Genomic DNA, 12,090 nt, shown 5'->3' on the forward strand with positions numbered 1-12,090 from the left:
AATAAACTTTAAGGTTAGAAATACTAAATATTTATTTTTTATAAAAAGCGTACAAATAAGTAATTATAAAAGAAAAGGGAGGGTTATGAGTATGCAAGATTATATCATTGAATTAAGAGGTATTACAAAGAGTTTTGGAGACAAGGAAGTATTAGGGCATATAGATTTGAGCATAAAGCCTAAAGAATTTATAACCCTTTTAGGACCGAGTGGTTGTGGAAAAACTACAACACTAAGAATTATAGGAGGATTTGAGCAGTCTACAAAAGGAGATTTGTATTTTGAAGGAGAAAGAATTAATGAGGTACCTCCCTTTAAGAGGCAAATCAATACAGTTTTTCAGAGATATGCTCTTTTTCCACATATAAATGTCTTTGAAAATATAGCTTTTGGATTAAAAATAAAAAAGATGGAAGAATTTTTAATTGAAGAAAAAGTAAAGGAAATGTTAAAGCTTGTAAATTTAGTAGGGTTTGAAAAAAGGAAAATAAATTCATTAAGTGGAGGGCAACAGCAAAGAATTGCGATTGCAAGAGCATTAGTAAATGAACCTAGAGTTCTTTTGTTAGATGAACCTTTAGGAGCATTAGATTTAAAATTAAGAAAAGAAATGCAAATAGAATTAAAAAAGATACAACAAAGGGTAGGTATTACTTTTATATATGTTACTCATGATCAAGAAGAAGCCCTTACCATGTCAGATCGAGTGATTGTTATGAGTGAAGGAGAAATTCAACAAATAGGTAATCCAGAAGATATTTATAATGAGCCTGTAAATCGATTTGTTGCTGATTTTATTGGAGAGGGAAATATTGTAGATGGGATTATGGTCAAAGATTTTGAGGTGAAAATTGAAGAACAATTATTTACATGTGTGGATAAGGGATTTGAGGAAAATGAACTCATTGAAGTATTAGTAAGACCTGAAGACATAGATATTGTAAAAGAAGAAGAGGGAATGTTAAAAGGAAATGTAAGATCAGTTGTATTTAAAGGAGTTCATTATGAAATGGAAATAAAGGATGACAATGGGTTTGTATGGATGGTTCATAGTACAGATATGGCAAAAAAGGGAGAACGAGTAGGACTTTTTATTGAACCAGATGCCATACATATTATGAAAAAGGTGGGGTAGAAATGAATAAAAAATGGCTTTCTATACCTTATGCATTATGGTCTTTGATTTTTAGTATCATCCCAATTATCATTATTACTATATATAGCTTTTGTAAGAGATCTCCTTATGGAAAGATTATTTATGAATTTACTTTAGATAATTATAAACAGTTTTTAGAACCTATTTATTTAAATGTTTTATGGAGGTCTATTCTTTTGGCAGCTATTAGTACTACGGCTTGTTTGGTGATTGGTTATCCTATGGCTATGATTATTTCAAAAACGAGTATAAAAAAAAGAAATGTATTGATTATGTTATTTGTAGTTCCATTATGGACAAATTTTTTGCTTAGAACTTATGCGTGGATGGTTCTTTTAAGGGATCAAGGAGCGATTAATCAGTTTTTAATATACCTTGGGATCATCAAAGAACCATTACAACTTTTGTATAATCCAGGAGCAGTAGTAATGGGTATGGTATATAATTTTCTTCCATTTATGGTACTTCCTATTTATTCTGTATTATCTAAAATGGATAATAGTTTAGTAGAAGCTGCTCAAGATTTAGGAGCGACCTCGGGAGAAGTATTTAGAAAAGTGATATTTCCTCTTAGCATGCCAGGGGTAGTATCAGGACTTATTATGGTGTTTATGCCTGCTGTAAGTACATTTGTAATTTCTGATTTACTTGGAGGAGGTCAAACTGTACTTTTAGGAAACTTGATTCAAAATCAATTTTTAGTAGCAAGAAATTGGCAGTTCGGTTCTGCTATTTCTATGATTATGATGGTACTGATATTAATTGCTATACGTATAAGTAGTAAATATCAAGATGAGGAGGGAGGAGGACTATGGTAAGAAAATTATTTAAAAGAGGATATGCTACATTGGTATATTTGTTTTTGTATCTTCCCATATTTTTCTTAATTCTTTATTCTTTTAATGATTCTAAATATAGAGGAAAATGGAATGGATTTACACTAAGGTGGTATGAAGAACTTTTAAAAGATAGAGCTATTATGGAAGCTTTATATAATACTTTTATGATTGCTCTTTTGGCAGCTATTATATCAACGATTGTAGGAACGATTAGTGCAATTGCTATACATAAAATGTCATCAAAATGGAAAGTTGTATTTATGAATGTTACTTATATTCCTGTAATGAATCCTGATATTGTAATTGGTATTTCTCTTTTGGCATTGTTTGTATCATTAAATATGAGATTAGGATTTGTAACATTGCTCCTTGCACATATTACTTTTAATATACCATATGTAATTTTAGCAGTACTGCCCAAGTTAAAACAACTTAATCCATACCTTGAAGAAGCAGCATTAGATCTTGGAGCAACTCCTATGTATGCCTTTTTTAAGGTTATATTACCTGAGATTATGCCAGGGGTGATTACTGGAGCACTTCTTGCTTTTACATTATCATTAGATGATTTTATGGTAAGCTTCTTTACTACAGGATCTGGAGTAAATACTTTATCTATAAGGGTTTATTCTATGACAAAAGTAGGTGTAAGTCCTAAAATTAACGCTTTGTCTACTGTGTTGTTTTTAGGAGTCTTAGTACTTTTGATTTTACTACAAAAAAGAGAAAAAAATCTAAATGAATGAAAGGGTGGTTGGATTGAAAAAAATTGCAGTAATCCTTGTACTTTGCATGGCTATGGTTTTATTTAGTGGGTGTGGGCAAGGAAAGGTAAACGAGAAAGGCTATTATGATACGCTAAATGTATACAATTGGGGAGATTATATTGATCCTGTTGTATTAGAAGAGTTTGAAGAAGAATATGGTATAAAAGTAAATTATGATACTTTTGCGAATAATGAAGAAATGCTTGCAAAGATTCAACAGGGAGGTAATGACTATGATGTTATTTTCCCTTCAGAATATATGATTGAAACGATGATTAAGGAAGACTTACTTCAAGAACTAGATTATAAAAATCTTTCTAATTTCAAAAATATAGGAGAACAATTTAAAAATCTTCCTTATGATCCTCAAAATAAATACTCTGTCCCATATTTCTGGGGAAGTATGGGAATTATTTATAACACTAAAAAGGTAGATGAAAAGGTAGATAGTTGGGACATACTTTGGAATGAGAAATACAAAGGAAATATTTTTATGCTAGATAGTGTAAGAGATACAGTAGGGATTACATTAAAAAAATTAGGATACTCTTTAAATACAAAAAATATAGATGAGTTAGAAAAAGCAAAAGAAGAACTAATCAAACAAAAACCTCTTGTAAAAGCTTATGAAGTAGACAATTATAAGAGTATGATGATTGCAGGAGAAGGAGCTATGGCTCTTACTTGGTCAGGAGATGCTATGCTTTTAATTGATGAGAATAAAGATCTTGCTTATACCATTCCAAAAGAAGGAACAAATCTTTGGTTTGATACTATGGCTGTTCCAGTAACTAGTAAGCATAAAAAAGAGGCTGAACTTTTTATTGATTATATGATGAGGCCAGAGGTAGCTGCAAAATGTGCGGGATATGTAAAATATGCAACTGCTAATGTGAAAGCTCTAGAGTATCTCCCAAAGGAAGAAGTGGAAAATGAACTTGCTTATCCAAAAGGAAATATATTTGAAAAAGGAGAAGTATTTATAGATTTGGCAGATTTTACTACAGAATATGATCGTATTTGGACAGAAATAAAATCTCATTAAAAATTGTCTAGATATAAAAAAGAATGAAGCAAATGTTTCATTCTTTTTTATATGAATAAAAACTAGCTATTATCAGAATATTTGAAATTAATAACGAAATATGATATAATATTTTACAAGTAAAAAATTATAAAAGGAGTGGTTTTTTGTATTTAAAGGAAATAAGGAGTTTATCTAAACGATCTATGAGAAAAATGAATGGAAAAGTAAGTAATCTCAAAGTATACTTAGTCCAGGATTTTAATGTAGGTCTTTTAAAAAACATGGTTAATTTTGGACTAAATATATTTGGCGAATTAGGAATGGATGAATGGGGATTAGTTCCTCAGATTAGACATGGAAATGTTTATGTATTAAAAGAAGAAAACAAAAAAGAAATTGTTGGAATTGCTATTTTTATGCGAGACTGGGAGAAGGTTGATCAATGTTATTTATTTGATTATGCTATTTCACCAGTTTTTCAAGGAAAAGGTCTAGGATATTCATTCCTTAAAATACTTTGTAAAGAGTTGAGATGCCAAGGGTTTGTTAAAATTTCTCTTACAGTAGATATAGAGAATACAGCAGCTATTAAGTTATATAAAGATAAAATGGGATTTAAAATAGAATCTTTTAGTAAAGATGAATATGGAAAAGGTCATGATAGATATATTATGGAGCTGGATTTGGAGGATATATCTATAAATTTAGAAAAAGTCGTATAAAATATTATTAATGGATTATATAAGGAAAAAATTGAAATATAAGAGTATATGATATAAATTTATCATATACTCTTATATTTTTAATAGATTTTAAAAAAATTGGAAAAAGTTTATAATTTATTAGAGGAATATCCAAAACTTTGGCGAATGTAAATATGGGTAGAGAAAAAAATGGGAGTTATGTCCTATTTAGGGGAAAAAGGGGAATTAAAAATGGGAAATTATATAGAGAAAATTTTGTCTTTTTATCAACATAACGTAGAGATTGATAAAGATCAAGATGCTATTTTAAGATATGGATTGTACATTTTTATAAGTGGAATGATGTCTTATGCTATGACTTTAATAGTAGGATATATTTTGGGAATTTTGGGGAATGTATTTATGATGATGGTGATTGTGTCTATACTTAGATCTGCTTCTGGAGGAGCTCATTGTGAGAGTATGTTCAATTGTGCTTTATTTGGAACAGTTGTTACAAATGGATTAGGATGGATTGCACAAGAACTTCCTCTAACAGGAAAAGTAGTATTTTCTATATGTTCAATCGTATTTTTATTTGGAATATGGGCTATAGGGAAATATGCTCCTGCAGATACACCTCAAAAACCTATTACATCAACAGAAAAAAAATACAAGTTAAAAAGAAAATCTTTTATTTATATTGTTTTATGGTATATGGGAGTTGGAATGTATTTTGTTATTTTTCAAAGACTACATGTTTTTATGATTGCAACAGCTTTTGGAGTATTTACTCAATGCTTTTCTATTACACAACTGGGGTATAAGATTTGGGCTGGAGGAGATTACTTAATAGAGAAGTTAAGATTTCATTAAGAAGCAAAGACAATTCTAATTTATGCTATCTATGAAGGCTACAATTTTTATGTAGAAAAATTGTAAGCCATTAGATAAAATACATAATACAAAGGGGGATGCCTCATGAAGGCAAAATTATTAAAAATTTCTATTGCTGTATTTACATTTCTAGCATTTACAAGTGCTGTATCAGCTTGTTCTACTGTTAGCTATCAGCCAGAATTGCCAGAGCAATTAAAAGAAATGTAGTAGGCTAGGTAGCAAAGCATTTTGGCTTTGCTACCAAATTTAGCTTTTAGACAGAAGGTGAAAATATGATGATTGTAGAAAAATTATTAGCGCATTTTATGGAGATTTTTCTAATGCTAGGAGCAGGATTAGGAGTATTAGGAATAAGGCCAAACTTTAAAAAAATGATAAGGATAGGGATTGTATTTTCACCAATTGTATATGGAATTAGAGAAATATATATTTACTATAAAATCCCATTTGGAACGCATATATTTATATTATTTATTTGTTTTATATTGTTAATAAGAATCATAGGAAAACAAAGAATATTAGATAGTATGATTGCAGGACTTATTAGTTTTTCATTATTACTTTGGGGAGAAGGATTTTTTTTGTTTCCTATGTTAAAAATCTTTTGTTTAGATCCTAATACATTAGTGTTTAGACCAGGGGGAACATTGTTGGCAGGCTTTATTTCAGATATACTATTAATCATAGCGTTTGTTGTAGGATATGTTTTTAAAATTACTTTGATTGATTTTTCGTATTTTCATAATTATGATAAATAAGGATGGTATCTATGAAGCTTTCGATTCGTGCATATATATTAGTAGGACTCATATTGTTGCAAAGTTTTATGATTATGTTTTTGACAAATAATACCATTTTAAATTTAATGGGGAATATAATTATTCAATTTCAGTACCCATATTTTATGGGAATCATTATTAATATTCTAGGAATTAGTGCAATTATTTGTGTTTTTTATATGGTACATTTTTTAAAAAAAGAAAAAGAATCTATTATGAAGCTAAATCATTCTAAAGAAGTGATCGATGCATTACAAGGACAAAAACATGATTTTATCAACCACTTAAATTTGATTGCAGGACTTTTGCAATTAAAAAAAAGTGACAAGGCTTTAGAATACATTTTTAAAGTTTCGCAAAGAGTAGAAGAAGTTTTTTCTATTTCTAAAATAGAAAATGTTGAGATTGCTGCTACTTTAGGAAGAAAATGTGCTATTGCACAAAGTAAAGGAATTAAAGTAGAATTAGATATAAGTTCTACATTAGACCATTTATATATAGATTCTATTGATTTGTCTCAAGTATTATTTAATTTGATAGACAATGCAATTTATGAATTAGAACGTTGTAAAGAAGATGATAAAGTGCTTACTATAGATATTCAAGAGTGTGAAGATGAATGTGTAATTGCTATAGGCAATTCTTATCCAATTTTATCAGATGCATTGTATAATAAAATATTTGAAAAAGGGTATTCTACTAAAGAGGGTAGTGACCATGGATATGGTTTAAACATTGTAAAACAATTTATTCAAAATAATAAAGGGAAAATTCAAGTTGAAAGCTATGAAGGTGTAGGAACAATTTTTACTATTTTTTTGCCTGTCAAAAAGAAATTGGCTACATCTAATTAAGATACAAATAATAAATTGACAAGACGAAAATATGATGATAACATAATTGAGAAATACCTTTAAAAGGAGTCCAGTGAGGCTAACAAGGAGGATAAAATATGAATATAAGTCAAGAAATTGCTAAAAATCTTTTGGAAATTAAAGCTGTTGCTATAAGAAGTACAGATAATCTTTTTACATGGGCATCAGGAATCAAATCACCTATTTATTGTGACAATCGTCTGACTATGAGTTATCCCCATGTAAGAAATATGATTGCAAATGGATTTGAAAAATTGATTAAGGAAAAATATGAAGACGTTGAGATAATTGTAGGAACAGCTACTGCAGGAATTCCTCATGCGGCATGGGTATCTGAAAAGATGAATCTTCCTATGGCATATGTAAGAAGTAGTGCAAAGGGTCATGGAAAGGGAAATCAGATTGAAGGCATTGTAAAAAAAGGTCAAAAGGTTGTAGTCATAGAAGATTTACTTTCTACTGGAGGAAGCTCTATAAAAGCTGTGAAAGCTTTAACAGAAATAGGAGCAGAGGTACTAGGGGTTGTAGCTATATTTACTTATAATTTTGATCAAGTAGATGAATCTTTTTCAAAGATGAAAGTTTCTTATGATACACTAACTGGATATAATATTCTTCTTCCTATTGCAATAGATATGGGTTATATCAAAGAAGAAGAAAAAGAAATGTTAACAAAATGGAGTAAAAATCCTTATATATTTACAAAAGAATAAAAGGATATGCCTTAGGCATATCCTTTTATTCTTTTGTAAATATATAAACTTAAATTATAAAATTAAGAACATGAAAGAACGACAGAGGATCTATGGATAAATAGGTCAAAACCTGTAGGAATTCATTTAAAAGAAACATTGTCATAAGTGGGGACAATGGTGCATAATATACAATATGTGGTGTAAGCTAAAGAAAGAAACACAATAGGAGGGGTAGTATGTCAGTTACAAAGGTTCAAAAGAGAAATGGTGAAATTGTCGACTTTGATAGTAGTAAAATCAAGCTTGCTATATTTGCTGCTGCTAAATCTGTAGGCGGAAAAGATGAAATGGTTGCAGCAAGATTGGCAAAAATAGTAGTTGATATTATTCACGAGACTTACGGAGCAAGTATTCCATCTGTAGAAGATGTTCAAGATATAGTAGAAAAAGTATTGATTGAGGAAGGTCATGCAAAAACATCAAAGGCTTATATATTATATAGAAAAAAACATGAAGAAATTCGAGAAGTGAAAAATTTATTCATGGATGCAGAAAGAATGATTGAAGAGTATGTTAATTTGGAAGATTGGCGTGTCAATGAAAATGCCAATATGGGATTTTCATTACAAGGACTCAATAATCACATTGTAGAAAGTATTACGAAAAAGTATTGGTTAAATAAAATATATAGAAAAGAATTAAGAGAAGTACATATTAGAGGAGATTTACATATACATGATTTAGGACTTTTGGCTCCTTATTGTTGTGGATGGGATCTTGAATCTTTTTTAAGATATGGTTTTAGAGGAGCAAAAGGAAAAATTGAATCAAAGCCTCCAAGGCATTTAGAATCTGCCCTAGGACAGCTTGTTAATCTACTTTATACTCTTCAAGGTGAATCAGCAGGAGCTCAAGCTGTATCTAGCATTGATACTTATTTAGCACCTTTTATTTATTATGACAATCTAAGTTACGAACAAGTAAAAAAAGCTTTGCAGAGATTTGTATTTAATTTAAATGTACCGACTAGAGTGGGTTTTCAAACTCCTTTTACTAATGTTACATTAGATATTACACCTCATCCACTTCTTAAAAATCAACCAGTAATCATCGCTGGAGAGATTATGGAAAAAACATATAAAGAGTTTCAAAAGGAAATGGATCTGTTTAATAAAGCATTTTGTGAAGTAATGATGGAAGGAGATGGAGCAGGAAGAGCATTTAGCTTCCCCATTCCTACTGTAAATATTACACCAGATTTTCCGTGGAATTCAGAATCTGTCAATGCCATTATGGAGATGACAAGAAAGTTCGGAACACCTTATTTTGCCAATTTCTTAAATTCTGATTTATCGCCAGAAGATGTAAGGAGTATGTGCTGTAGACTAAGACTCGATAATAGAGAACTAAGAAGAAGAGGTGGGGGATTATTCGGAGCAAATCCTTTAACAGGATCTATTAATGTAGTAACTTTGAATATGGCAAGGATTGGGTATCTCTCAAAAACTGTAGAAGAATTTAAAAGTAGAGTGAAAAACTTAATGGAGATTGCAAAAGAAATTTGTGAGACAAAAAGAGAAGTGCTAGAACAATATATGGATGCAGGATTATATCCTTATTCAAGATTTTATCTTCAAGGGGTTAAGGATGGAACGGGCGAGTACTTTAAGAATCACTTCTCAACAATAGGATTAAATGGAATGAATGAAGCGTGCATCAATTTATTAGGAGTAGATATTACTACAGAAGAAGGAAATGAGTTTGCTGTTGAAATTATGGAATTTATGAATAGAGTGATTCAAATATTCCAAGAAGAAACTGGAAGCTTGTGGAATTTAGAGGCATCTCCTGCTGAGGGAGCTAGTTATAGATTTGCAAGGATTGATAAAAAAATGTATCCAAATATCTTTACTCAAGGAGAAAACGAACCGTATTATACAAATTCTACTCAGCTTCCTGTAAATTACACAAATGATGTATTTGAGGCTATTGAACTGCAAGAAAAACTACAATCTCTGTATACAGGAGGAACAGTATTTCATGGATTTATTGGAGAAGAAATTGACAGTATAGAGACTTGTAAACTTCTTTTAAAGAAAGTAATGGAAAATAGCAGTATTCCTTATGTAACCATTACACCAACATTTTCTATTTGTGCAGATCATGGATATATTTCAGGAGAACATTTTAATTGTCCTCATTGTGGAAAAGAATCCGAAGTATGGACACGGGTAGTGGGATTTCATAGACCAGTTCAATCATGGAATAAAGGAAAACAAGAAGAATTTAAGGATAGAACAGAATTTTCTCATACACAGAGCCTAAAACATCAACAGCAGAGAGTGTCTATAAAAATTGGATAATGATTTACTGATTGTAGGTCATGAAAAAACTTCGTTCATAGACTATCCTGAGCAAATATGTACTATGTACTTTTTAGGGGGATGTAATTTTTTATGTTCATACTGCCATAATGCACATGTAGTATATAGTAAAGAAAATGCAATTACAAAAGAAGAAGTATTTACATTTTTAAAAAAGAGAAAAAAATTCATAGATGCGGTATGTATATCAGGAGGAGAACCTACAATTTATCAAGGCCTTTATGCTTTTATTGTTCAGATTAAAGAACAAGGATTTTTAGTAAAATTAGATACAAATGGAACAAATCCTGTTATGATAGAAAGATTAATCAATGAAAAGTTGATAGATTATATAGCAATGGATATTAAAGCTCCTTTTTCAAAATATGAAACAATCACAAACACCCATGGGAATATGGATCATATAAAAAGGAGCATAGAGATTATTAAAAATTCAAATATAGAGTATGAATTTAGAACAACTGTATGTGAAGAATTATTGAATACAGAAGATATATTAGAAATTGCAAAATATTTAAAGGGTAGTAAAAAATATATACTCCAAAATTTTAGGGATGGAGAAACAATTTTAGGAGGACAAAATGTGTTTCATCCATATGAGTTTGAAGTATTAGAAGATATAAAAAAAGAAATAGAAGATTATTTTGAAAGTTTTAAAATAAGATAGAGAGTCTAGGCTCTCTATTTATCTATTCCTTCTCTGCTAAGTACACCTTTTGTATAATAATGTTTTACTTCTTTCATTTCAGTGACTAAATCAGCTGCATCTATAATTTCTTTAGGACAATATCTTCCGGTAAGGATGAGTTCTACATGAGAAGGTTTATTTTGGATTAAAGATAAAACATCTTGTATATGAATAAGACGATAAAAAATGGCGATTGTTATTTCATCTAAAATAACCACATCATAGGAACCACTTGTCAATAGATCAGATACTTCTTTTAAAGCGTTCTTGGCAGCTAGAATATCTTCTTCTTTAGGATTTTGAGTGATAAAACATCCATGTCCATATAGTTTTACATGGATAGAGGAAAGATGCTTTAAAGCTTTTAATTCACTATACTCCATTGATTTTATAAATTGAGCAATAAAGACTTTTTTATTAGCTCCACAAGCTCTTAAAGAAAGTCCTAAAGCGGCAGTAGTTTTTCCTTTTCCATTACCCGTATATACCTGTACATAGCCTTTCATATTATTCAGCTCCTCTATAATCTTTTATTTTCTTTAATATACTTAGTACTTTTAAAAAATAAAAAATTAAATTTTGTACTTTTATATATTATATCAAAATATCTAAAAAGTATTAGCTACGTAAATTCATAGAGTTCATAAATTCATGAAAAAAAATCCTTTCATTGGAGATATGAGCAATTTCGATAGGGATATGCGAATTTTTTATGACTTTTCTTAAATATAATTTGTTAATAGTCAGCTTTTATCCAAACTAAAGTTTATTGTTAAAGTTTTTATGGTAAAATAGATACAAATAGGGGTATGTATAAAGAACATATTAAGGAGAGATCAAGTTGAAAACTAATGAAGGAAAAGTATATAAAAGAGATTTTGACTACGAAGAAGATGATTATGATCGCTTAAATATAATGAGAAATCAGAGTATATTTACAAATAAAGCAAGATTAAAAAAGTTTGAATTTGACTATGAAGAAGATCCTTATGAACCTATGAAAAGAGGTTGATGAAAAAAACATAAAAATAGTTGACGCGAATTATGAAATATGGTATAGTTAATACTGTTCTTTACAAAAGTCAAGTTTGATAAAAATGATTTTTGGAAAAAGTATTGACATATGTAAAACAATATGTTAAAGTATTAATTGTCGTCACAGCAAAACGAAATAAAAAAAGTGATTGACAAAGAAAGAAAAAAATGATAAGATGATTAAGTCGCTAAAACGACGAAGAGATTGACCTTTGAAAACTAAACAGCACAAGAAATGACAAGCAAACAAATTAATTGCCAA

Annotated in this window: 14 protein-coding genes; 13 read left to right on the top strand and 1 reads right to left on the bottom strand. The window is 29.7% G+C overall.

The annotated features are described in order from the left end of the window. Positions 1 to 91: 91 nt before the first annotated feature. The 12 genes from potA (at position 92) to EK368_RS01045 (ending at position 10,772) form a co-directional block, all read left to right on the top strand. Positions 92 to 1,135 carry a spermidine/putrescine ABC transporter ATP-binding protein gene (gene potA, locus EK368_RS00990; protein WP_129595863.1) on the top strand — a complete coding sequence of 348 codons (1,044 nt, stop codon included), beginning with the start codon at positions 92 to 94 and terminating at the stop codon, positions 1,133 to 1,135. 2 nt (positions 1,136 to 1,137) lie between these two features. After that, positions 1,138 to 1,974: an ABC transporter permease gene (locus EK368_RS00995; RefSeq protein ID WP_129595864.1), complete on the top strand. Its 837-nt coding sequence runs from the start codon at positions 1,138 to 1,140 to the stop codon at positions 1,972 to 1,974. Beyond that, positions 1,968 to 2,741, top strand: a complete 774-nt coding sequence (locus tag EK368_RS01000; RefSeq protein WP_129595865.1) for an ABC transporter permease — start codon at positions 1,968 to 1,970, stop codon at positions 2,739 to 2,741. Before EK368_RS00995 ends, EK368_RS01000 begins: the two co-directional genes overlap by 7 nt. Further along, positions 2,734 to 3,807, top strand: coding sequence for an ABC transporter substrate-binding protein (locus tag EK368_RS01005; protein ID WP_423243529.1), 1,074 nt, complete (start codon positions 2,734 to 2,736; stop codon positions 3,805 to 3,807). Before EK368_RS01000 ends, EK368_RS01005 begins: the two co-directional genes overlap by 8 nt. A gap of 146 nt (positions 3,808 to 3,953) precedes the next feature. Next, positions 3,954 to 4,511: a GNAT family N-acetyltransferase gene (locus EK368_RS01010; RefSeq protein ID WP_129595867.1), complete on the top strand. Its 558-nt coding sequence runs from the start codon at positions 3,954 to 3,956 to the stop codon at positions 4,509 to 4,511. Positions 4,512 to 4,724: 213 nt separating this feature from the next. Beyond that, the gene (locus EK368_RS01015; RefSeq protein WP_165000272.1) at positions 4,725 to 5,348 is read left to right on the top strand and encodes an accessory gene regulator ArgB-like protein; all 624 of its coding nucleotides are present in this window, start codon (positions 4,725 to 4,727) and stop codon (positions 5,346 to 5,348) included. Positions 5,349 to 5,453: 105 nt separating this feature from the next. Then, positions 5,454 to 5,579 carry a cyclic lactone autoinducer peptide gene (locus tag EK368_RS01020; protein ID WP_129595869.1) on the top strand — a complete coding sequence of 42 codons (126 nt, stop codon included), beginning with the start codon at positions 5,454 to 5,456 and terminating at the stop codon, positions 5,577 to 5,579. 65 nt (positions 5,580 to 5,644) lie between these two features. Further along, entirely contained in the window at positions 5,645 to 6,130 is a 486-nt protein-coding gene (locus EK368_RS01025; RefSeq protein WP_129595870.1) for a hypothetical protein, read from the top strand. An 11-nt stretch (positions 6,131 to 6,141) separates the two neighbouring features. Further along, on the top strand, positions 6,142 to 7,005 hold the full coding sequence (locus tag EK368_RS01030; protein WP_165000273.1) for a sensor histidine kinase: 864 nt from the start codon (positions 6,142 to 6,144) through the stop codon (positions 7,003 to 7,005). Between the two features lie 98 nt (positions 7,006 to 7,103). Next, positions 7,104 to 7,739 carry an orotate phosphoribosyltransferase gene (gene pyrE, locus EK368_RS01035; protein ID WP_129595872.1) on the top strand — a complete coding sequence of 212 codons (636 nt, stop codon included), beginning with the start codon at positions 7,104 to 7,106 and terminating at the stop codon, positions 7,737 to 7,739. A 218-nt stretch (positions 7,740 to 7,957) separates the two neighbouring features. Further along, the gene (locus EK368_RS01040) at positions 7,958 to 10,084 is read left to right on the top strand and encodes a ribonucleoside triphosphate reductase (protein WP_129595873.1); all 2,127 of its coding nucleotides are present in this window, start codon (positions 7,958 to 7,960) and stop codon (positions 10,082 to 10,084) included. Further along, positions 10,077 to 10,772, top strand: coding sequence for an anaerobic ribonucleoside-triphosphate reductase activating protein (locus EK368_RS01045; RefSeq protein WP_129595874.1), 696 nt, complete (start codon positions 10,077 to 10,079; stop codon positions 10,770 to 10,772). The genes EK368_RS01040 and EK368_RS01045 overlap by 8 nt, the downstream gene beginning before the upstream one ends. 14 nt (positions 10,773 to 10,786) lie before the next feature. Here the strand turns inward: EK368_RS01045 and cobO are convergent, their stop codons facing one another. Further along, positions 10,787 to 11,308, bottom strand: coding sequence for a cob(I)yrinic acid a,c-diamide adenosyltransferase (gene cobO / locus EK368_RS01050; protein WP_129595875.1), 522 nt, complete (start codon positions 11,306 to 11,308; stop codon positions 10,787 to 10,789). 326 nt (positions 11,309 to 11,634) lie between these two features. Between cobO and EK368_RS14725 the strand changes: the two genes are divergently transcribed. After that, positions 11,635 to 11,805: a hypothetical protein gene (locus tag EK368_RS14725; RefSeq protein ID WP_165000274.1), complete on the top strand. Its 171-nt coding sequence runs from the start codon at positions 11,635 to 11,637 to the stop codon at positions 11,803 to 11,805. Positions 11,806 to 12,090: the final 285 nt, after the last annotated feature.

This window comes from Anaerophilus nitritigenes (assembly GCF_004138215.1).
In the GTDB taxonomy this organism is placed as follows: Bacteria; Bacillota; Clostridia; order Peptostreptococcales; family Thermotaleaceae; genus Anaerophilus; species Anaerophilus nitritogenes.